Source organism: Sulfuritalea sp., from assembly GCF_031426875.1.
Lineage (GTDB): Bacteria > Pseudomonadota > Gammaproteobacteria > Burkholderiales > Rhodocyclaceae > Sulfuritalea.
In genome coordinates, this window is the sequence record NZ_JASJPC010000054.1 from 1 (window position 1) to 23,407 (window position 23,407).

A 23,407-nucleotide genomic window follows, 5' to 3' on the forward strand; every position below is an offset into this window, starting at 1 on the left:
CACCAAGGTGGTCGAGCGCGGCAAGGGCGACGGCGTGTTCATCACCACCACCGGCGTCGGCGTGCTGCCCGACGGCCTCGAACTCGGCGGCGCGCGGGCGCGGCCGGGCGACGTGATCTTCGTCTCCGGTTCGCTGGGCGATCACGGCGTGGCAATCATGAGCAAGCGCGAGAATCTCAGCTTCGATGCGCCGATCGAGTCGGATACCGCGGCACTCAACGGCCTGATCGCCGCGATGCTCGCCACCGGCGCCGACCTGCACTGCCTGCGCGATCCGACGCGCGGCGGCCTGGCGGCGACGCTGAACGAAATCGCCGGCCAGTCCGGCGTCGGCATGATGCTCTACGAGAAGGCGATCCCGGTGAAGCAGGTGGTGGCCGCGGCCTGCGAATTCCTCGGCCTCGACCCGCTCTATGTAGCCAACGAGGGCAAGCTGATCGCCATCTGCGCCGCGGCCGATGCCGGGCGTGTGCTGGCCGCGATGCGCGCCCATCCGCTGGGGCGCGAGGCGGCGCAGATCGGCGAAGTCGTCGCCGACGACCATCACTTCATCCAACTCACCACCTCCTTCGGCGGCAAGCGCATCGTCGATTGGCTGGCCGGCGACCAGTTGCCGAGGATTTGCTGAAACGCCGATGCGCATCCTGCTCCTGACCCACGCCTTCAACAGCCTGACTCAGCGCCTCGGCGCCGAGTTGCAGCGGCGCGGGCACGAGATTTCGATCGAGTTCGACATCGCCGACAGCGTGGCCGAAGAAGCGGTCGCGCTGTTCAAGCCGGCGCTGATCGTCGCGCCCTACCTGCGTCGCGCGATTCCCGCCGCGATCTGGCAGCGGCACGTCTGCCTCGTGGTTCATCCCGGCGTCGTCGGCGACCGCGGGCCGTCGGCGCTGGACTGGGCGCTGCAGACACAGGAAGCCGAATGGGGCGTCACCGTGCTGCAGGCCGAGGCCGAGATGGACGCCGGGCCGGTCTGGGCCAGCGCCGTATTCCCGCTGCGCCACGCCAGGAAGGCCAGCATCTACCGCAACGAAGTCACCCAGGCTGCCACCACGGCCGTGCTGCAGGCCGTCGAACGCTTTGCCGCGGGCGACTTCGTGCCGACGCCGCTGGCCGCCTGCACGGATGCGCGCGGCAGCCTGCGGCCGTTGATGCGACAGGCCGATCGCGCGATCGACTGGCAACGCGAGGACACGGCGACGGTGCTGGGGAAGATCCATGCCGCCGACGGCTTTCCCGGCGTCGCCGACTCGCTGTTCGGCATCGCCTGCCATATCTTCGATGCCTGGCCCGAATCCAGCCTGCCCGGCGCAGCCGGAGCTGCGCCGGGCGAGCTGATCGCGCGGCGCGAGACCGCCGTGCTGCGGCGGACCATCGACGGCGCGGTGTGGATCGGCCATGTCAAGCGCGCGGGAGGGATCAAGCTGCCGGCGACCCTGGCCTTTGCCGCCGAGTCGTCCCTGCTGCCCGAGGCCAGGCTCGACGACTGGTGGCGGGTCGGCAATGAGACCTGGCAGGACATCGCCTACGAGGAGTCCGGCAGTGACGAAAATGCGGTCGGCTTCCTGCATTTCGAGTTCTACAACGGCGCCATGTCCACCGCGCAATGCGAGCGCCTGCGCGCCGCACTGGCCTGGGCCAGGCAGCGGCCGGTGCGGGTGCTGGTCTTGCTGGGGGGCGCCGACTTCTGGTCCAATGGCATCCATCTCAACGTGATCGAGGCTGCGGATTCACCGGCCGACGAATCCTGGAACAACATCAATGCGATGAACGACCTGGCGCTGGAACTGATCGAGGCCGGCGGCCAGATCACGGTCGCCGCGCTGGCCGGCAACACGGGCGCGGGCGGCTGTTTCCTGGCGCGGGCGGCCGACCTGGTCTGGGTGCGCGAGGGCGTGATGCTCAATCCGCATTACAAGAACATGGGCAATCTCTACGGCTCGGAATACTGGAGCTACCTGCTGCCGCGCCGGGTGGGGGAAGACGGCGCGCGCGACATCATGCGCAACCGCCAGCCGCTGACGGCGCAGGCGGCGCTGAGCAGCGGTTTCAGCGATGCCTGCCTGGCCGCCGAGGCCCAGGCTTTCCGCATCGACGTGGCGCGGCGCGCGGCCGAGATCGCCGCGGCTCCCGATCTCGCGGCGCGCCTGACGGCCAAGCGCGAGCGGCGCGCCGCGGACGAAGCCGCCAAGCCGCTGGCTGTCTATCGGGCAGAGGAACTCGCCCACATGCGGCGCAACTTCTACGGTTTCGACCCGAGCTACCACGTCGCGCGCCACCATTTCGTGCGCAAGTCGCTCGCCTCATGGACACCGCGCCATCTCGCGCGTCATCGCGACCTGGGCTGGACGGGATGAGGACCTATCCCCCAACCCGCGCCCCACGGTCGGCATTGCACTGCCGACCGGCTGCGGCGGCGCGGAGCAGTGCTCCGCGAAACCCCGCCTACGCCCCGAGGAAAGGGGTGACCAAGGTTCAGCCGCTTTGCGGCTTCCGGGTAGTTGGCTGCACGCCGCCTTGGGGCGGCCCTGCGCAGGCATGCGCATCATGAAAGCGCGCACCCCACTTACGGTACTGGTGGTCGACGACGAGCTGCGTTCGCTGGAAACCCTGCGCCGCACCTTGGAGGAAGATTTCACGGTGCTCACCGCACCCTCGGCGGAAGAGGGCGAAGCCATCATGGGCCGCGAGTTCGTCCATATCGTGCTGTCCGACCAGCGCATGCCGGGCATCCAGGGCGTCGAGTTCCTGCGCCGCGTGCGCGCCCAGTGGCCCGACACCGTGCGCCTGATCCTCTCCGGCTACACCGATGCCGAGGACATCATTTCCGGCATCAACGAGGCCGGCATCTGGCAATACCTGCTCAAGCCCTGGCATCCCGACCAGTTGCTGCTGACCCTGAAGAGTGCGGCCGAGCTGTGGCGTTTGCAGCAGGAGAACCAGCGCCTGTCGCTGGAATTGCGCGACAGCCCGGAACAACTGGTGAAGCAGGTCGCCAGCCGGCGCGGCCGGGTCCGCGCGCGGTCCGGCTTCGATCGCCTGACGCGCGCACCCGACAGTCCGCTGAACGGCATCTGCGAACTGGCGCAGCGCATCGCCGGGCATGAGCTCTCGGTGCTGGTCACCGGCGAATCCGGCACCGGCAAGGAGCTGCTGGCGCGGGCGATCCACTATGCCAGCGAGCGCGCCGAGCGGCCCTTCGTGGTCGAAAACTGCGGCGCCATGCCCGACACCCTGCTCGAAGGCGAGCTGTTCGGCCACAAGCGCGGCGCCTTCACCGGCGCCCACGAGGACCGCATCGGCCTGTTCCAGCAGGCCGACGGCGGCACGCTGTTTCTCGACGAGATCGGCGACACCTCGCCGGCCTTCCAGGTCAAGCTGCTGCGCGCGCTGCAGGAAGGCGAAGTGCGTCCGGTGGGCAGTCCGCGTCCGGTCGCGGTCGATGTGCGCATCATCGCGGCGACCAACCGCGACCTCGAAGCCGACGTCGCCAGCGGTCGCTTCCGCCAGGATCTCTATTACCGCATCGCCGGCATCACGCTGCACATGCCGCCGCTGCGCGAGCGGCCGCAGGACATTCCGCTGATCGTCGCCACCATGTTCAAAGAGTCGGCGTTGGCGGGACGGCACTTCTCCGATGGCGCGATGAAGGCGCTGGTCGCCCATCGTTGGCCGGGCAATGTGCGCGAACTGCAGAATGAAGTCTTGCGTGCGCTGGCGCTGGGCGATGGCGACCTGCTCGACGCCGGCCTGTTTTCGTCGCGCGTGCGCCAGATGGCGGCCTCCGCCAAACCCGCAGCGACCGGGTTCGACCCCCAGGGCGCGACGCTCAAGGAACTGCTCGACCAGGTCGAGGCGCAAGTGATCGACGCCGCCCTGCGCCGCCATAACGGGAACAAGACGCGCGTCGCCGAAGAGCTCGGCCTGACCCGCGTCGGGCTGCGCATGAAGCTTTCCCGCCTGGGCTTCGGCGACGCTGAGCCATGAACCTGCTCTGGCTCCAGTCCGGCGGCTGCGGCGGTTGCACCCTGTCCTGGCTGGGCAGCGAACACGGGCCGCTGTTTCGCGAACTGGCCGACGAAGGCGTCGAACTGCTATGGCATCCGAGTCTTTCCGAAGCATGCCTCGACGAAGCGCGCGATCTGATCGCACAATGCGCCGACGGCCGCACCGCCGTCGACGTACTCTGCATCGAGGGCTCGCTGCTGCGCGGACCGCTCGGCAGCGGCGGCTTTCATCGCTTCGGCGGCGGGGCGCAGCCGATGATCGACTGGGTGCGGCAGATCGCCGCCCGGGCGCGGCATGTGGTCGCCATCGGCAGTTGTTCCGCATGGGGCGGCATCACGGCGGCCGGCATCAACCCGACCGACGCCTGCGGCCTGCAGTACGACGGCGAAGCTCCGGGCGGTTTGCTCGGCCCGGATTTTCGCGACGCCACGGGCTTGCCGGTGATCAACGTCGCCGGCTGTCCGCCCCATCCCGACTGGATTACCGAAACCCTCGCGGCGCTGGCGCATGGCAGCCTGCGCGCCGAGCATCTCGACGACTACGGCCGGCCGCGTTTCTTTGCCGACCAACTGGTGCATCACGGCTGCCCGCGCAACGAGTATTACGAATTCAAGGCCAGCGCCACCAAGCATTCGGACCAGGGCTGCCTGATGGAGCACATGGGCTGCAAGGGCACGCAGGCGCATGCCGACTGCAATCAGCGCCTGTGGAACGGCGAGGGCTCCTGCCTGCGCGGCGGTTATGCCTGCATCCGTTGCACCGATCCGGGCTTCGAGGAGCCCGGTCACGCCTTCGAGGCCACGCCCAAGGTTGCCGGCATACCCATAGGCCTGCCGTCCGACATGCCCAAGGCCTGGTTCATCGCACTGGCGGCCTTGTCCAAATCCGCGACGCCGGCGCGCGTGCGCGAGAACGCCACGGCCGACCATCCGCTGCGCGCGCCCTCGGTCAAGCGCGGTAAAAGATGACGACACGGCGCGTCGTCGGTCCCTTCAATCGTGTCGAGGGCGACCTCGAAATCAGCCTCGACATCGAGCAGGGCAAGGTCGCGGCGGCCTACGTCAATTCGCCGCTGTATCGCGGTTTCGAACAGATCCTGCAAGGCAAGCTGCCGGCCGACGCCTTGGTGCTGGTGCCGCGCATCTGCGGCATCTGCTCGGTGGCCCAGTCGGCCGCCGCCGCGCTGGCGCTGGCCGACGCCGCCGGCATAGCGCCGCCGCCAAACGGCAGGCTGGCCGCCAATCTGACGCTGGCGACCGAGAACATGGCCGACCACCTGACGCATTTCTACCTGTTCTTCATGCCCGACTTCGCCCGCGCCGACTATGCCGGCCGCTCCTGGCACGCGGCGACGGTCGAGCGCTTTCGCGCCACCGTCGGCAGCGCGCCGAACCAGATCCTGCCGGCGCGCGCCGGCTTCATGCGCATGATGGGATTGCTTGCCGGCAAATGGCCGCACACCCTGGCCGTGCAGCCGGGCGGTTCGACACGCCCGCTGCAAAGCTCGGAGATTTATCGCCTGCATCGCAGCCTGCGCGAATTCCGCGGCTTCCTCGAAAGCGTGACCTTCGGCGCCCGGCTGGAGGACGTCGCCGCCATCGCCAGCCGCGCCGAACTCGACAACTGGCGGGGGCAGGGCGGCGGCGATCTGCGTTCCTTCCTTGCCATCGCCGAGGATCTCGACCTGTGGCGGCTCGGGCGCGCCACGGACCGTTTCATGAGCTACGGCGCCTATCAGGAGGAAGGCCGGCGTCTGTTCCCGGCCGGACTCTGGCACGACGGCGCGGCCGCGCTCGATATCGCCGCGATCGACGAAGACATCAGTCACGCCTGGTACGCCGCCGCCGGCCTGCCGCAGCGTCCGGCCGCTGGCAGCACGCTGCCGGTGACGGAAAAGGAGGGCGCCTATTCCTGGTGCAAGGCGCCGCGCCTGGCCGGGCAGGTGGTCGAGACCGGCGCCCTGGCGCGTCAGGTGGTGGCCGGGCATCCGCTGGCGCGCGACATGGTCGCCGCGGGCGGCGGCAGCGTCGCCGCGCGCGTCGTGGCGCGCTTGCTGGAACTGGCGCTGGTGCTGCCCGCCATGGAGCGCTGGCTCACCGAACTGGCGCCCGGCGAGCCCTGGTGCATCGCGACCCAGCTCGCCGACGAAACCTCCGGCATCGGCCTCATCGAGGCTGCGCGCGGTTCGCTCGGCCACTGGCTCACGGTGCGCCGCGGCCGCATCCACAATTACCAGATCATCGCGCCGACCACCTGGAACTTTTCGCCGCGCGACGCGGCCGGCCAGCCCGGCGCCCTGGAACAGGCGCTGGCGGGTTTGCCGGCAGATGCCACGGCGCCGCTGCCGGCGGCCATACATCACGTGGTGCGCAGCTTCGATCCCTGCATGGTGTGCACGGTGCATTGACCCGGTCAAGAGTTGGCGCTGGCGCCACGGCGTTCGATCAAAGATGGTCGCGGTTAACCGGAACCTCGCTGCGCAACTGTTCCAGCGCCAGCAGCAGCTCGTCGCGCCGCGCATGCAGGCTGGCCAGCTGTGCGCATGCGGCGCTCCGATCGTGGTGCGCCAACTGCTCGATGCGGCGGCCGGTGGCATGTACCGCATCGTGGGCCCGCACCAGTTGCGCAAATCCCGGATAGTGGCCGTAGCGGTCATGGCCCATGGCGTCCAGCCAGTGGCCGAAACGGCAATTGTGCGGGTCCAGCGGCGGCAGCGGCGGCGTCTCGCCGGCCGGCGCCCTGATCGACTCACTGAGCAACTGGATCCAGCGCAGGTGGTCGACCTCGACGGTCAGCAGGGGCAAGTCCTGGCGCGGCCAGAGCGGGACGTTCTTCCATTCGGTGGGCTGTTGCCAGGCGGCGATCCATGCCGGCAGATCTTCGGCCGGCATCGGCCGCGCGATGCCATAGCCCTGGGCCAGCTCGCAGCCGAGCTGGAGCAGCAGCTCCCCATGACGAACGGTTTCGACGCCCTCGGCCACGACGCGGCGCCGGAAGGCGGTGGCCAGCCCGACAATGCTGTCGACGATCGACAGGTCGTCGGGATCGTCGAGCATGTCCTGCACGAAGGACTGGTCGATCTTCAGCGTGCCGACCTGCAATTGCTTGAGGTAGGTCAGCGAGGAATAGCCGGTGCCGAAGTCGTCGATGGTGAATCCGATGCCGAGCGCACTGCAGGCTTCGATGACCTGGGCGACCTTGCCGAGGTCCTTCAGCGTCGCGGTTTCGAGGATTTCCAGTTCGATGTTGCGCGGCTCCACGCCGGGGTGCCGCGCCAGTGCGTCGCGCAGGGTGGCGACGAAATCGACGGATTGCAACTGGTCGGCAGCGACGTTGACGCTGATGACCAGGTGCAGACCGGCCTGCGCCCACTCTTCGGCCAGGCGCAGGCTGTTGTTCAGCACCCAGTCGCCGATCGGCCCATGCAGCCGGACCAGGTCGACCTGCGGCAGGAATTCCGCCGGATCGAGCAGACCGCGCTCCGGATGCTGCCAGCGGATCAGGGCTTCGGCGCCGACCACCTGGCCGCTGCGCATATTGACCTTGGGCTGGAAGTACAGCCGCAGCTGATTCCTGGCGATGGCGTCGAGTATGCTTCGCTGCGATTCGCGGCGGCTTGCCGAAAGCCGGTCGTGCTCCGCGTCGAACAGGGTGTAGCGGTTCCGGCCGCTTTGCTTGGCCAGGTACATGGCCTGGTCGGCATGGCGAATCAGCGTGTCGGGGTCGGCGCCGTCGAGCGGAAACAGCGTGACGCCCATGCTGGCGGAGACGCGGGCTTCTCCCTCCTTGAGCATGAAGGGTTTGTTCAAGGCGCTGCGGACGCGTTCCAGCGCCACCTCGCATTCGTCGAAATGGGCGAGGTTGCCCAGCAGCACGACGAACTCGTCGCCGCCGAGCCGGCTCACCGTATCGCCGGCGCGGACATTGGCCATCAGGCGTTGCGCGGCCTCGATCAGCAGGCTGTCGCCGGCGGCATGCCCCCAGGTGTCGTTGATCGGCTTGAAATCGTCCAGGTCGAGATAGCAGATCGCCAGCAGGCGGTCGGCACGTTGCGCCTGGGCGATCGCGCGCTGCAGACGGTCGGACAGCATGCGGCGATTGGGCAGGCCGGTCAGTGCGTCGAAATAGGCCATCTGCTCCAGCCGGTCCTGGGATTCCCGGAGCGCACTGATGTCGCTCGACAGGCCGATGTAATGACGAACTCTGCCCTGCTTGTCGCGAACGGCGGAAATGCTGGTCTGCTGCACGTAGACCGTGCCGTCCTTGCGCCTATTGATCATTTCGCCGCGCCAGACGCCACGTTCGAGCAGGCTCTGCCACATCGCGCGATAGAACTCCGGGGGCTGTTGGCCCGAAGACAGAAAGCGCGGATTGCGTCCCAGCACTTCGTCGCGCCGATAACCGGTCAGGCCGAGAAAGGTCTCGTTGGCATCGACGATGTCGCCTTTGGGATTGGTGATCATGATGCCTTCCTGCGCATGCTCGAAAACCCCGGCGGCAAGCCGCAGGCGATCCTGGCTGCGGCGCAGGGCTCCGTTGCTGCGGGCAATCGCCCACAGCGCCGCCAGCAGCAGCGAGACGAAGGCTGCAGCGCCGAGGACGATGGTCCGGCCATAGCGCGCCATGATGTCGCTCAGCTTGACCGGCAGGTCGGCATAAGGGCCGAGCCGGAATTGGAGAAAGAGATCGTGCACCGACTGGTAGTTTTGCGGCAGGGTCCAGCCGTAGATGCCGGCCGCGACCGCCGTCGCATCCTCGGGCCGCATGCTCAGCAAGGCGATCAGCAGGTCGCGCGCGAGTTCCTCGGAGACATGCTCGGCTTTGGCGAAGGCCCAGTGCGGATAGAGCTGGGTGCTGTGCCAGTAAGGAAAATTCGGCGTCTGGCGGGCGCCGATGACGCGCAGTTGGCCCAGGTCGAGCTTGTCCGCCGCCGCCAGCGATTCGACCAGGTCGGAGCGCACGAAGCCGGCGTCGACCCGTCCGGCGAGGACGCTCTCGACCACCTTGTCATGGGACTGCAATTCGAGGATTTCGGCCAGGTCGCTGCCGAGGTCGAGTCCGGCCGCCTGCGCTTCGCGCAGATGCACCTGCCAGCCGCCGAAGCCGTGCACGTCGGGTACCGCAAGGCGCTTGCCGCGCAAGTCGGCGTAGGTCTTCAGGTCGCTGCGCTCGGCGCGGGCGATCGCCACGCCGCCGAAGCGATCCACCGGGCCCTGGGGGCCGGCGATGCGCATGGTGGCGATGCGGGAAACCCGGCCGCCGGCTTCGAGCTCGACGTAATGGCCGGTGTTGGTGATCACCAGATCGATACGGTGCGCGATCAGCGCCGGGCCGAACTCGGCCAGCGTCAGCGGCACGATGCTGAAACGGTGGGGCGCGAGCTTCCGCGTCAGGAAGTCGGCGTGCGCCTGCCATTCGGCCAGGGCCTTTTCCTGGCCGCGAAAAGCCAGGATGCCGATACGCAGCGTCGCTTCCGGCGGCTCGCTGCTGGCGGGTTCCGCCGCCGACGGCAAGCCCGGCAGCAGGAGGCAACAACTCAGCGCCAGCCAGCGCAGGGCGGCGATCGTGGAATTGAAAAGGGACATGCCTGCAATGCTACCCGATCGGGATGCGGGCGATGTGGGCCCGATGCTGGCCCGAGGCTGGGCTTGTGAGACACTTCAGCCTTCATCCCGCCTGCGTATTGCCATGCCCGAACTCAAGGATATCGACCTCAGCCGCGACGCCGCGGCCGCACTTTATGTCAAGGACGAAGTCGTCGCCGCGGTTTTTGCCATCACCGCCGGCGAACTCGCCAGCCGCGAGGGTCCGAATCGCTACAGCGTGGGCGACGCCTTGATCACCGGTTCCACCGGCGACCGCTGGAGCGTTTCCCGTCAGCGCTTCGAGGCCAAATACGAGTCCGTGGCGCCGCTGCCGGCCGGCGCCGACGGACTCTATCGCGCCCGGCCGGTGCCAGTCTTCGCCCGCCAGATGACGCAGGCATTCAGCGTGGCGCGCTGTGCCGGCGGCGATCTGCTGCAGGGCGCGGCGCAGGACTGGCTGCTGCAATACGCGCCGGGCGACTTCGGCATCGTGCAGGACGCCCGCTTCCGCCAGGTCTATCGCCGCCTGGCGCAGGCCTGAAGCGCCGGGCGCGCCCGCGCTGAGGTACATTGCCGCCATGAGCCGCAAACCTGCCCCTGCTTCGACCCTGCCGGACGCCGCAGCCGCGGAGCCGCGCTCGGCCCTCACGGTCGAGATGCTCGCGGCGGCGGCCGGCGCCTCGGCCGAAGACGGCATCTGGCTCGACGTGATCCGCAAGATGGACGAGGTCTATAACGACCTGCTGCAGTACGAAGTCGCGCTGGAGGAAAAGAACGCCACGCTGGAGGACACCCAGCAGTTCATTTCCTCGGTGCTGACCTCGATGTCCGACCTGCTGATCGTCTGCAGCCGGGCCGGGGTGATCGAAAGCGTCAACGCCGCGCTGGCCTCGCTGCTCGGCGTCGATGCCGATGCGCTGCCCGGGCGCACGGTATTCGACCTGTTCGCCGACGAGGAATCGCGCCAGCGCGCCGGACGCCTGTTCGCCGACCAGGGCAGCCATGCCGTGGAAGATATCGAGATGCTGCTGAAGGCCGCCAACGGCAGCGCGATCCCGGTGTCGCTGAACTGCACGCCGCGCTACAACGGCGTCGGCAAGATGCTCGGGCTGGTCATCACCGGGCGGCCGGTGGGCGAGCTGCGCCGCGCCTACCAGGCGCTACGGCGCGCCCACGAAGACCTCAAGACCACCCAGCAGCAGCTGATCCATTCCGAGAAAATGGCTTCCCTGGGCCGGCTGGTCGCCGGCGTCGCGCATGAACTGAACAATCCGATCAGTTTCGTCTACGGCAACACCCTGGCCATGAAGCGCTATGCCGAACGCCTGACGCGCTATCTGGCAGCGGTGCATGGCGCGATGCCGCGGCCGGAACGCGAGGCCTTGCGCGCCGAGCTGCGCATCGACCGCCTGCTCGACGACCTGCCCTCGCTGATCGACGGCACCGTGGAAGGCGCCGAGCGCACCCGCGACATCGTCGATGCGCTGAAGCGCTTCTCGGCCACCGATCGCGACGAGCGGCGCGCCTTCGACCTGGTCGAGGTCATCGAGCGCGCCGTGCAATGGGTCAGCAAGGCCACGGCGAACCAGTTCGAGGTCAGGCTCAACCTGCCCGCCGCGCTCGAAGTGATCGGCTCGCCGGGCCAGGTGCAGCAAGTGGTGATGAACCTGGTGCAGAACGCGGCCGACGCGACCGAGAATGCGCGCGAGCGGCGCCTGGAGATTTCCGGCGGCATCGACGAAGGCGAAGCCGCGATCGAGTTCCGCGACAGCGGGCCGGGCATCCCCGCCGAAAACCTCGACAAGCTCTTCGATCCCTTCTTCACCACCAAGCCAGTCGGGCGCGGCACCGGGCTGGGCCTGGCGATCAGCTACGGCATCGTCGAACGCCATGGCGGCAAGCTGACGGCCGGCAACCATCCGAAAGGCGGCGCGCTGTTCTGCCTGCGCCTGCCGCTGGCATGAGCGGTGGCATCGATCCCGGTTGCGTCAGGCTGAGCCTGGCCAGCGCCGACGGCCGGATCAGCGCGGTCAATGTCGCCAGCGAACGCCCGCAGGTCGCCCAGGCCCTGCGCGGCCGGCCCGACGCCGCCGCGGTGCGCCTGGTGCCGCTGCTCTTCGCGCTGTGCGGCAAGGCTCAGGGCCGCGCCGCCGAACTTGCGCTGGCGGCGGCGCGCGGCGAGGAAATGCCGGCGCAGATCGATTCCGCGATCCAGCACGAAGCACTGCGCGAGCATCTCTGGCGCTGGCTGCTCGACCTGCCGCCGCTGCTCGGCGAGCCCGCGCTGAAAGACGAATTCGTCGCCGCCGCAGGCTGGGTCGCCGGCGGGCAGAGAGCCGAACTCGCGGCGCTGCTGGATGATCAGCGCATCGAGCATCTATGTCGGCGGCTTATCGCAATGGAAGACTCCGCCGTTGGCGCGCCGCGCTGTTTGCCGCCGCTGGCTGCGCGAGCTTCGCTGGGACTGTGGCCGCAGCTCGACGCCGGGTTTTGCGCCCGCCCGCACTGGCAGGGCGCCGCCGCCGAAACCGGCGCCATCGCAAGACGGCAGGGCGGGGCGGAAAGTGTGGGCGACGCGGCAGCAGCGGGCGCCTTCGCCGCGCGCTGGCTGGCGCGGCTGGCCGAGCTGCGCGACTGGGCGCATGGTCATGCAAGAGTTGGCGCTGGCGGCACGGCGAGCGCGGTGCCGGTGGGGCCGGGACGGGGCCGTGCGCTGGTCGAAACCGCACGCGGCCTGCTGATGCATGAGATCGCGCTCGACGGCGAGCACGAGGAACGCATTGCCGATTACTGCATCGTCGCCCCGACCGAATGGAACTTCCACCCGCAAGGCCCGCTGGCCGGCTGGCTGCTCGGCCGCGCCGCGACCGACCGCGCCGCCCTGCAAGGCTTCGCCGCACGCGCCGTGGCGGCGCTCGATCCCTGCGTGCGCTGGGAAATCGAGTGGCTGTAGACCCAGCTTGAGCCGCCCAAGGTGGATGGTTTTGTAGGGCCGACTGTAGGGCCGACTTCAGTCGGCCAGGGGTGGATGGCGGACTGAAGTCCGCCCTACGTCCGCCCTACGTCCGCCCTACGGTCCGCCCTACGTCCGCCCAGTCCGTCCTATGCCACTTTCCCGCACAGGCTCAGCGCCACGGCCTCGGCCACTTTAATTCCATCGACCGCTGCCGAGAGGATGCCGCCGGCGTAACCGGCGCCTTCGCCGGCGGGAAACAGGCCGCGCGTGTTCACGCTCTGGAACTCCTCGTCGCGCGTGATGCGGATCGGCGACGAGGTGCGCGTCTCGACGCCGGTCAGCAGCGCATCCTCCATGGCGAAGCCGGGAATTTCGCGGCCGAAGGCCGGCAGCGATTCGCGCAGCGCGGCGACCACGTAATCCGGCAGGCATAGCGCAAGATCGGTCATCTTCACGCCCGGCGTGTAGGAGGGTAGCACCTCGCCCAGCTCGGCCGACGGCCGTCCGGCGAGAAAGTCGCCGACGCGCTGAGCCGGGGCCTTGTAGTCGCCGCCGCCGGCCTCGAAGGCGAGGCTTTCCCAGTGGCGCTGGAAGGCAATTCCAGCCAAAGGCGCAGCCAGCGGATCGCCATTGTCACCTTGGCTGCCCGGATAATCGGCCGGCGTGACGCCGACCACCAGCGCGCTGTTGGCGTTGCGCTCGTTGCGCGAATACTGGCTCATGCCGTTGGTCACCACGCGGCCCGGCTCCGAGGTTGCCGCGACCACCGTGCCGCCCGGGCACATGCAGAAGCTGTAGGCCGAGCGGCCGTTGCCACAGTGATGTACCAGCTTGTAATCGGCCGCGCCGAGCAGCGGATTGCCGGCGTTCCGGCCGAAGCGCGCGCGGTCGATCAGCGACTGCGGATGCTCGATGCGCACGCCGATCGAGAAGGGCTTGGCCTCGACATGCACACCGCGCGCATGCAGCATCTCGAAGGTGTCGCGCGCGCTGTGGCCGACCGCCAGCACTACGTGGCTCGCGGCAATGTATTCGCCGTCGGCCAGGCGCAGGCCACGCACCCGGCCCTGCTCGATGTCGATGTCCTCGACGCGGCTGCCGAAGCGTATCTCGCCGCCCAGCGACTCGATCTCGGCGCGCATGTTCTCGACCATGGTCACCAGCTTGAAGGTGCCGATATGCGGCTTGGCGACGTAAAGGATTTCGGCTGGGGCGCCGGCCTTGACGAATTCGGTCAACACCTTGCGCCCGCGGAACTGCGGGTCCTTGATCTGGCTGTACAGCTTGCCGTCGGAAAAGGTGCCAGCGCCGCCTTCGCCGAACTGCACGTTGGATTCCGGATTGAGCTGGCCTTTGCGCCACAGGCCCCAGGTGTCCTGGGTGCGCTCGCGCACGGACTTGCCGCGTTCCAGGATCAGCGGCCGAAAGCCCATCTGCGCCAGGATCAGCCCGGCGAACAGGCCGCAGGGGCCGGTGCCGATCACCACCGGCCGCGGCAACTCCGGCGTCTGCGGCGCGCGGGCGACGAAGCGGTAGCTGGTGTCCGGCGTCGGCCCGACATGACGATCGCCGCGCAGGCGCTTCTGCACAGCCGCCTCGTTTTTCAGCTCGACATCCAGCGTGTAGATGAAGACGATGGCCGCAGGTTTGCGCGCGTCGTAACTGCGGCGAAAGATCGTGAAGCCGAGCAGCTCGTCGGCCGCAATTCCGAGCCGCTTGAGGATCGCGCCCTGCAGTTCGCTTGCCGTGTGATCGAGGGGAAGTTTGAGTTCGGTCAGGCGCATGAATTGGCGGCGATGGGCGGATTGGCGAAATGGCTATTTTAGCTTCCCGCTTCGCTGTACCCGCCCGTCGCTGCGCTGCGGTATGGCAAAAGCTGGCCGTGATGAAGTTCCTTGATATATGAATGCTTTAGGGTTAGCCTTTATGGATCGGTTGGTTGGGCATGCCCCGGTCATTGCGGGGCGGCGCAGTGCTGGGGAGGTTGCCCTTGTCGAAGTCAGTTCGCCCCTGTCGGTCCCGTGCTTTGGCAAGCTCGCTGTCCGTGCGCCAGCGTTTGTCCTGCCTGGCGATTGCGGCCTGCTTTGCCACCGCAGATGCCCTTGCCCTGCCGGTCGGTGCGCAGGTGGTCAATGGTGCCGCGTCCATTGCGCAAACCGGCAACGTCCTTACGGTCACCAACAGCAACGGCGCCATCATCAATTGGCAGCAGTTCAATATCGACGCCGGGCAGACCGCGCGGTTTGTCCAGCCCTCGGCGTCCAGCAGCGTCCTGAATCGGGTGCTGGCCAACGACCCATCGGTCATCCTCGGCAATCTCACCTCCAACGGTCGCGTCTGGCTGGTCAATCCGGCCGGCATTTTCGTCGGGCAGGGGGCCCGCATCGATGCCGCCGGATTTGTCGCCAGTACGCTGAACGTCACCAACGCCGACTTTCTGGCCAACCGGCTCAAGTTCGACAACAGCCTGGGCAGCGCAGGCAATGTCGTCAACCAGGGGCAGATCACCACGCCGATGGGCGGCAGCGTCTATTTGATCGGCAGCAACGTCAGCAACGAAGGCATCATCACCACGCCCAGGGGCGAAACCATTCTTGCCGCCGGCAACACGGTAGAGCTGATAGACAGCGCGACCCCCGGGGTCAAGATGGAAATCACCGGTGCGGCGGGCAACGTCACCAACCTCGGCGAAATCACGGCCGAAGCCGGACGCATCGGCATCGCCGGCATGGTGGTCAGGAACAGCGGCAAACTGAATGCCAGCAGCGTGGTCGAGGAAGGCGGCCGGATCTTCCTGCGCGCAACGAAAAAGATCGAACTGACCGACACCTCAAGAGTTGGCGCTGACGGCACGGCAGGCGGCAACATCACCGCCATCACCAGCGAGAACGGACAGATCAGCGGCGAGCTTGTCGCCCGCGGCGAGATCAGCGCGCAAGGCGACGGCCAGGCGGGCAGCGGCGGATTCGTCGAGACCTCCGCGGCGAAACTGGATATCGACCGGATCACCGTCCGCACCCGGGGCGGCGAATGGCTGCTCGACCCCAACGACATCATGATCCAGGCCAGCGGATCGGATACCAACGTCAGCGGCAACCCGAACTTCACCAGCACCGCCGACAGTTCCATCATCACCACCGGCACCATCCAGACCGCGCTGAATGCCGGCACCAGCGTCAACATCACGACCGGAGCGGGCGGCGCCCAGACCGGCAACATCACCGTGGCCGACGCTATCGCCAAGACGGCCGGCACCGATGCCACGCTGACCCTGAACGCCCACAACAACATCAATCTCAATGCCGGCATCGGTTCGACGGTGGGACTGCTGAGCATGGTGTTCAACGCCAATTCCGATGCCACGGGCGGCGGCACGGTCAACTTCGGCACCATGACGCTGAATGCCAATGGCGGCGGCATCGGCATTCCCGGCATTGCGTTCATTTCGTCGGGTACGGCCACGCTGGATTCGGCGACCACCATCGGCAGCCTGAACATCGCCGGCGGCACGCTGACCGGCGCCGGCAACATCGCGGTGGCGACCGGCGGCAGCTTCAGCTGGAGCAACGGGGTGATCGCGGGCACCGGCACGCTGACCACGCAGACCGGAGTGGTGACGACGCTCACGCCGGGATTTGCACAGCAGGTGGCGCTGCGCGACAGCCGGGTCTGGGACAACTATGGCACGGTGACCTTCACGCCCAATTCGGGAACGCTGTCGACCTTCCAGATCGACGACACGCTGACCGGCGGCACGGCGGTGTTCAACAACAAGGCGGGCGCGCTGTTCGACATCAACGCCTCGTTCACCGACACGCACATCGTCGGTGTCGGTACCTTCAACAATGAGGGGGAACTGCGCAAGAGCCTGAACACGTCAGCCGCAACCACCGGTTTCACGCCGGCGTTCAACAACCTGGCGGGTGGCGCGGTCAACCTCAACTCCGGCAGCTTGCGTTTCGACACCGGCGGCACCGATGCCGGCAACTATGCCCTGGCCAACAACGCGACACTGCAATTCCACGGCGGCCCGCGCTCGATCAGCGGCAACATCGGCGGCGCCGGCAACGTCACGTTTTCCAAGCCGCTGACCGCCACGGCGGTCTATACCCTGACCGGCGATTACAACATCAGCGGGGCGACCACCGTGGCCCTCGACGCGCTGGGTACCGGCAACTTGCTGTTCAACGGCACGGTGAGCAATCTGGGCAGCAGTTATGCCCAGTCGGGCGGCGTTACCAGCGTGTCCTTCAGCGGCATGACCGCGGGTGCCGCAACGGGCTTCCAGAACCTGGCCTCGATTGCCGTCAACAGCGGCAGCCTGGTCTTCGCCGACAGTACCAGTTTCAGCGGCCTGACGAGCCTGACGCGGGCCGGCAGCGGCACGCTGGACCTGGGCAACAACTCCTTGTCGGTGACAGCGCTGAACGTGAGCGGCGGCACACTGACGGGGTCCGGGGCGGTCGCGGTGAGCACGGGCGGAGTCTTCAACTGGAGCAATGGGGCAATCACCGGCTCGGGGACGCTGACGACGCAGTCCGGGGTGGCGACCACGCTGATGCCGGGATTTGCGCAGCAAGCGGCGCTGCGCGACAGCCGGGTCTGGGACAACTATGGCACGGTAAGCTTTACACCGAATGCAGGAACGCTTTCGACTTTCCAGATCGATGACACGCTGACCGGCGGCACGGCTGTGTTCAACAACCGGGTGGGTGCGCTGTTCAACATCAACGCATCGTTCACCGACACGCACATCGTCGGTGTCGGCAACTTCAACAATGAGGGCGAGCTGCGCAAGAGCCTCAACACGACGGCCGCCAGCTCCGGCTTTGCGCCGACGTTCAACAACCAGTCGGGCGGTATCGTCAACGTCAATTCGGGCACGCTGAACCTGGCTGGCAGCAATACCTACAACAATGGCAGCGCTATCAATATCGCAAGCGGCGCCACCCTGCAACTGTCGGGAGGCACTCATGGCTTCCTCGGCAATGCGGCGATCAGCGGTTCCGGCGGCAGCGTGCTGTTCTCCGGCGGCACCATCAACACGGCCAGCACCAACGATTTTGCGCTGCTGAACGGCAATGCCTGGAGCGTGGCCGGCGGCACGGTCAACCTCCTGGCAAGCAACGTCACCGATTTCACGGGTGCGGTGTCTCTCACCGGCGGCACGTTGAACCTGAACACCGGTAATGACCACAGCTTCAATGCCGGCCTGACGATGGGTAATGCCAGCTTTAACGCGACCGACAACGTGACCATCCCCCTGGGGCAGGTATTGACTATGTCGGGCGCCGGCACTCTCACCGGCAGCGGGGCACTGAACACCAACGGAACGACCAACCTGGGCACCAGCGGCGTCTGGCTGAACGCGAAGACGTGGAACAACAATGGCGTACTCAATCTCAACGGTGCGAGCAGCGTCAACATAGCCATGCAGAACAACGCCGTACTCAACAACAATGCTACCGGCTCGATCAATATCCAGGCCGGTGTTTATACCGCACCACTCAACAATGCCACCGGCAGCAACACGATAAACAACTACGGCACGATCACCAAGGATGTAGGTTCACCGGCATCCAGTTCGATCACTGCCGCCTTCAACAATCTTTCCGGCGGCGTGGTCGCCGTCAACTCGGGCACGCTGGTGTTGAGCGCTACCAACACATACACCAACGGCAGCACAATCAATGTGGGCAGTGGCGCTACGCTCCAGTTTTCGGCGGGCACCCATGGCTTCACAGGCAATGCAGCGATTGCCGGCATCGGCGGGTCGCTGCTGTTCTCGGGCGGCACCAACACCTTCAATGCAGGAACGAATCTGGACTTCGATGCGGCCGTGACATTTTCCGGCGGCACCACCACCTTCGATACCGGGGCCACCAAGACCAACACCGGCACCGTCACCCTGACCGGCGGCACGCTGACCGGTTCCGACAATTTCGTCTTCAACAACCTGACATGGACCAGCGGCAACATTTTCGGCACCGACTCCTCGACCATGACCACGGCAGGCACGGTCACCATGGCCGGCGCCCAGGGCGCAACCCGCCTGTCACAGCGCGACTGGACCAACCTGGCCAGCGGCATTGTCAATCTCACCGGAACCGCCAGCGAGATATCGCTGCAAGGCGCTACCAGTACGACGACCGTCTTCACCAACAACGGCGCCATCAACTACTCCGGGACCACCGCCAACGCCTGGCCGGTGGCATGGCGGAGTAGTTCGGCGGGCACCAGCTTCGTCAATAGCGGCAGTTTTACCAAGACCAGTTCCAGTGCCTCGAAGATCGAGGTCGCAGCGGTTACCAATTCCGGCACCTTGAATGTCGATTCCGGGTCGCTTTCGGTAGTCGGAGGTACGTTCACCCAGTCGGGCAACATCAACCTGGCTGCTGCCACGACCTTTGTCCGATCTGGCGGCTTCACCAATGCGGGTGGCGTGCTGGCCGGCAGCGGCACGATCGATATCGGCGGCGGTGCCAACCTGCTGACCAACGACGGCACTATCCGTCCCGGCGGCGCGGGTGCGGCGGGCGGCCTCAACCTGACCGGTTCCGTCACCTTCGGTGCCGGCGGTGCGCTGGAAATCGACCTCGCGGGCACTTCGCCGCTTACCCAGCACGACCAGTTCAATGTGACCGGCACCGCCGTGACGCTCGGCGGCAACCTGAACGTCATCGAACTGGCCGGCTACAAAGCCCGGTTCTCAGACGGCACCTATGTGGTGCTCAACAATACCGGCACCGTGGGCGGCTCGTTCGCAGCCATCAATGCGACGGTGGCGGGCGGGGCCGCCACATTCGGCGCGGCAAACACAGGCACAACGGCCGGCATCAATCTCACGAGCGGCACCACGAGCTACATTGCGACCGGGGCCAGCAACTGGAACATTGGCGGCAACTGGGACCGCGGCACGCCGACGGCGAATGCCGACGCCATCATCGATCTGGGCAGCGGCCCCAACACCATCACCATCAATACCGCGGAATCGGCCAGGAGCCTGACCGTGACCAGTCCTGGCGGTGGCGCGAACATCAATACCGTCGCGATGACCGGCGGTTCGCTTGCCCTGGCACAGAACTCGTCGCTGGATGCGAATTCCGTCTTGAGCCTGACCGGCGGCTCGCTTGGGGGAGCGGGCAGCCTTACTGCCAACGGCGCCGTCACTTTGGGCGGCACCAGCTTCACCGGTGCCGGCACCCTGACCACCAGCGGTGTGACCACGCTCAACGGCTCGCCCGCCTTCAACGGCGTGGTGACCTGGAACAACAGCGGCACGGTGGACATCGGCGGCGCGAACCGGATCCTGATGTACAACGGCGCGGTGCTCAACAACCTGGCCGGCGGCATCATCAACGACACGACGACAGCGGCCAGTCCGCTCGAAGGCAACGGCACGCCGTCCACCTTCGTCAATGCCGGCAGCTTCAACAAGAATGCCGGCTCGGCAGCGACGCAGAGCTTCAGCATTAACGCCTTCGCCAACAGCGGCAGCTTCAATGTCAATGCCGGCAGCTTCCAGCTCACATCGAGCGGCACGGACACCGGCACCTACGCCATCGGCGCGACCACTACCCTGGCCGTGACGGCGGGTACCCGCAGCTTCAACGGCACCAGCTTCAGCGGCAGCGGCGTGCTCGGTTTGACTGGCGGCACCATGGACTTCGCCACCAACACCACCTTCCTGGCGGGCGGGCCGACCCTGTCGCTGACAGGCGGCACCGTGTCCGGGATCGGCAACCTCACCGTGAATAGCGCCCTGACTCTGGGCGGCACCACGTTCAATGGGGTGGGCGGAGGCAGCTTCAACACCAGCGGCACCACCACGCTCAACGGCTCGCCCGCCTTCAACGGCGTGGTGACCTGGAACAACAGCGGCACGGTGGACATCGGCGGCGCGAACCGGATCCTGATGTACAACGGCGCGGTGCTCAACAACCTGGCCGGCGGCATCATCAACGACACGACGACAGCGGCCAGTCCGCTCGAAGGCAACGGCACGCCGTCCACCTTCGTCAATGCCGGCAGCTTCAACAAGAATGCCGGCTCGGCAGCGACGCAGAGCTTCAGCATTAACGCCTTCGCCAACAGCGGCAGCTTCAATGTCAATGCCGGCAGCTTCCAGCTCACATCGAGCGGCACGGACACCGGCACCTACGCCATCGGCGCGACCACTACCCTGGCCGTGACGGCGGGTACCCGCAGCTTCAACGGCACCAGCTTCAGCGGCAGCGGCGTGCTCGGTTTGACTGGCGGCACCATGGACTTCGCCACCAACACCACCTTCCTGGCGGGCGGGCCGACCCTGTCGCTGACAGGCGGCACCGTGTCCGGGATCGGCAACCTCACCGTGAATAGCGCCCTGACTCTGGGCGGCACCACGTTCAATGGGGTGGGCGGAGGCAGCTTCAACACCAGCGGCACCACCACGCTCAACGGCTCGCCCGCCTTCAACGGCGTGGTGACCTGGAACAACAGCGGCACGGTGGACATCGGCGGCGCGAACCGGATCCTGATGTACAACGGCGCGGTGCTCAACAACCTGGCCGGCGGCATCATCAACGACACGACGACAGCGGCCAGTCCGCTCGAAGGCAACGGCACGCCGTCCACCTTCGTCAATGCCGGCAGCTTCAACAAGAATGCCGGCTCGGCAGCGACGCAGAGCTTCAGCATTAACGCCTTCGCCAACAGCGGCAGCTTCAATGTCAATGCCGGCAGCTTCCAGCTCACATCGAGCGGCACGGACACCGGCACCTACGCCATCGGCGCGACCACTACCCTGGCCGTGACGGCGGGTACCCGCAGCTTCAACGGCACCAGCTTCACCGGCAGCGGCGCGCTCGGTTTGACCGGCGGCACCATGGACTTCGCCACCAGCACCACCTTCCTGGCAGGCGGGCCGACCCTGTCGCTGACCGGCGGCATCGTGTCCGGGGTCGGCAACCTCACCGTGAATAACGCCCTGACTTTGGGCGGCACCACGTTCAATGGAGCCGGCGGAGGCAGCTTCAACACCAGCGGCACCACCACCCTGAACGGTTCGCCCAGCTTCAACGGCGCGGTGACCTGGAACAACAGTGGCACGGTGGACATCGGCGGCGGCGACCGGATCCTGATGTACAACGGCGCGGTGCTCAACAACCTGGCCGGCGGCATCATCAACGACACGACGACAGCGGCCAGTCCGCTCGAAGGCAACGGCACGCCGTCCACCTTCGTCAATGCCGGCAGCTTCAACAAGAATGCCGGCTCGGCAGCGACGCAGAGCTTCAGCATTAACGCCTTCGCCAACAGCGGCAGCTTCAATGTCAATGCCGGCAGCTTCCAGCTCACATCGAGCGGCACGGACACCGGCACCTACGCCATCGGCGCGACCACTACCCTGGCCGTGACGGCGGGTACCCGCAGCTTCAACGGCACCAGCTTCACCGGCAGCGGCGCGCTCGGTTTGACCGGCGGCACCATGGACTTCGCCACCAGCACCACCTTCCTGGCAGGCGGGCCGACCCTGTCGCTGACCGGCGGCATCGTGTCCGGGGTCGGCAACCTCACCGTGAATAACGCCCTGACTTTGGGCGGCACCACGTTCAATGGAGCCGGCGGAGGCAGCTTCAACACCAGCGGCACCACCACCCTGAACGGTTCGCCCAGCTTCAACGGCGCGGTGACCTGGAACAACAGTGGCACGGTGGACATCGGCGGCGGCGACCGGATCCTGATGTACAACGGCGCGGTGCTCAACAACCTGGCCGGCGGCATCATCAACGACACGACGACAGCGGCCAGTCCGCTCGAAGGCAACGGCACTCCATCCACCTTCGTCAATGCCGGCAACTTCAACAAGAATGCCGGCTCGGCAGCGACGCAGACCTTCAGCGTCAATGCCTTCGCCAACAGCGGCAGCTTCAACGTCAATGCCGGCAGCTTCCAGGCAAGTGGATCGGCGAATGAGGCAGGCATCATCAACGTTGCGTCCGGGGCCAGCTTCGAGAAGGCCGCTGGCTTTACCAATACGGGCACCTTGAGCGGTGCCGGAACCATTTCCGTCGGCGGCAATGTGTTGACCAACAACGGCACGATTTCCCCGGGAGTTGGCGCTGGCAACACGGCGACACTGAGCATCACGGGCAACCTGTTGCTGGGAGGCAGTTCGGTAGTCGAGGCGGATATCGGCGGCACGACAGCCGGAAGCCAGTACGACCAGATCAGCCTGAGCGGCAATCTGACCCTGGGTGGCGACATACGTTATCAGGCGGTCGGAGGATTCACTGGTGGATCGGGAAATTCCTTCGCGCTGATCAACCCCGCCGGAACCAACTCTGGAACGGCCAACGTAACGACTCTGGCGTCCAATCCCGCATTTGTCTTTGGCTCGACCACCGCGAGCGGGACGCTGACGATCGCCGGTCTGATGAACTTCTGGACACTCGCCGGCGACGGCAACTGGAGCACAGGTGCCAACTGGAGCCGCGGCGTCAAGCCGGACAGTACGGTGGACGCCGTGATCGACCAGGCCGGCGGCGCCTACACCGTTACCGTCAATACTGCCGAGGCGGCCAAGAGTCTCAAGATGAGCGGCGATGAAACGCTGTCGATCACTGCCGGCAGCCTCGACCTTGCCCAGGCGTCGGACATTGGCGCCGCGGCGACCATGAATCTTTCGGGTGGAACGCTGCAGGGCGCCGGCAACCTGACGATCAACGGCAGCATGACCTGGTCGGGCGGCACGCAAGCCACCAATACCGGGACGACGACGATCGCGGCCGGGGCTAGCCTGAACATCACGGGGCCGGTGAGTCTGTCCCGCCGCATCGACAACTTCGGCACCACCACCTGGAGCGGAGTGGGCAAC

At 66.8% G+C, this 23,407-nt stretch carries 11 protein-coding genes; 9 read left to right on the forward strand and 2 right to left on the reverse strand.

From position 1 onward, the window contains the following. The 5 genes from hypE to RMO95_RS20610 all read left to right on the forward strand — a co-directional run. The coding region (gene hypE, locus RMO95_RS20590; RefSeq protein WP_310452554.1) for a hydrogenase expression/formation protein HypE at positions 1-628 on the forward strand (628 nt) is incomplete at its 5' end. Positions 629-635: 7 nt separating this feature from the next. Continuing rightward, a complete protein-coding gene (locus RMO95_RS20595; protein ID WP_310452555.1) occupies positions 636-2,357 on the forward strand; it encodes a hydrogenase maturation protein in 1,722 nt (573 codons plus the stop codon). A 190-nt stretch (positions 2,358-2,547) separates the two neighbouring features. Then, positions 2,548-3,987 carry a sigma-54 dependent transcriptional regulator gene (locus RMO95_RS20600; protein ID WP_310452556.1) on the forward strand — a complete coding sequence of 480 codons (1,440 nt, stop codon included), beginning with the start codon at positions 2,548-2,550 and terminating at the stop codon, positions 3,985-3,987. Next, a complete protein-coding gene (locus RMO95_RS20605) occupies positions 3,984-4,976 on the forward strand; it encodes a HupU protein (protein WP_310452557.1) in 993 nt (330 codons plus the stop codon). The genes RMO95_RS20600 and RMO95_RS20605 overlap by 4 nt, the downstream gene beginning before the upstream one ends. Next, the gene (locus RMO95_RS20610) at positions 4,973-6,415 is read left to right on the forward strand and encodes a nickel-dependent hydrogenase large subunit (RefSeq protein ID WP_310452558.1); all 1,443 of its coding nucleotides are present in this window, start codon (positions 4,973-4,975) and stop codon (positions 6,413-6,415) included. Before RMO95_RS20605 ends, RMO95_RS20610 begins: the two co-directional genes overlap by 4 nt. A 37-nt stretch (positions 6,416-6,452) precedes the next feature. Here RMO95_RS20610 and RMO95_RS20615 read toward each other — a convergent pair whose 3' ends face one another. Further along, a complete protein-coding gene (locus RMO95_RS20615; RefSeq protein ID WP_310452559.1) occupies positions 6,453-9,593 on the reverse strand; it encodes an EAL domain-containing protein in 3,141 nt (1,046 codons plus the stop codon). A gap of 103 nt (positions 9,594-9,696) precedes the next feature. On the opposite strand from RMO95_RS20615, the gene RMO95_RS20620 reads away from it, so the two are divergent. From RMO95_RS20620 to RMO95_RS20630, 3 genes are read left to right on the forward strand one after another with little or no spacing between them, the layout of a single operon-like run. Further along, on the forward strand, positions 9,697-10,134 hold the full coding sequence (locus RMO95_RS20620; RefSeq protein WP_310452560.1) for a PGDYG domain-containing protein: 438 nt from the start codon (positions 9,697-9,699) through the stop codon (positions 10,132-10,134). A gap of 37 nt (positions 10,135-10,171) precedes the next feature. Next, on the forward strand, positions 10,172-11,557 hold the full coding sequence (locus RMO95_RS20625) for a sensor histidine kinase (protein ID WP_310452561.1): 1,386 nt from the start codon (positions 10,172-10,174) through the stop codon (positions 11,555-11,557). Then, positions 11,554-12,546, forward strand: a complete 993-nt coding sequence (locus RMO95_RS20630) for a hypothetical protein (protein ID WP_310452562.1) — start codon at positions 11,554-11,556, stop codon at positions 12,544-12,546. The genes RMO95_RS20625 and RMO95_RS20630 overlap by 4 nt, the downstream gene beginning before the upstream one ends. Before the next feature lie 149 nt (positions 12,547-12,695). Here the strand turns inward: RMO95_RS20630 and RMO95_RS20635 are convergent, their stop codons facing one another. After that, complete coding sequence (locus RMO95_RS20635) at positions 12,696-14,333, reverse strand: NAD(P)/FAD-dependent oxidoreductase (protein ID WP_310452563.1); 1,638 nt, start codon at positions 14,331-14,333, stop codon at positions 12,696-12,698. 260 nt (positions 14,334-14,593) lie between these two features. Between RMO95_RS20635 and RMO95_RS20640 the strand changes: the two genes are divergently transcribed. Then, on the forward strand, positions 14,594-23,407 hold an 8,814-nt coding region (locus RMO95_RS20640), incomplete at its 3' end, for a filamentous hemagglutinin N-terminal domain-containing protein (protein ID WP_310452564.1).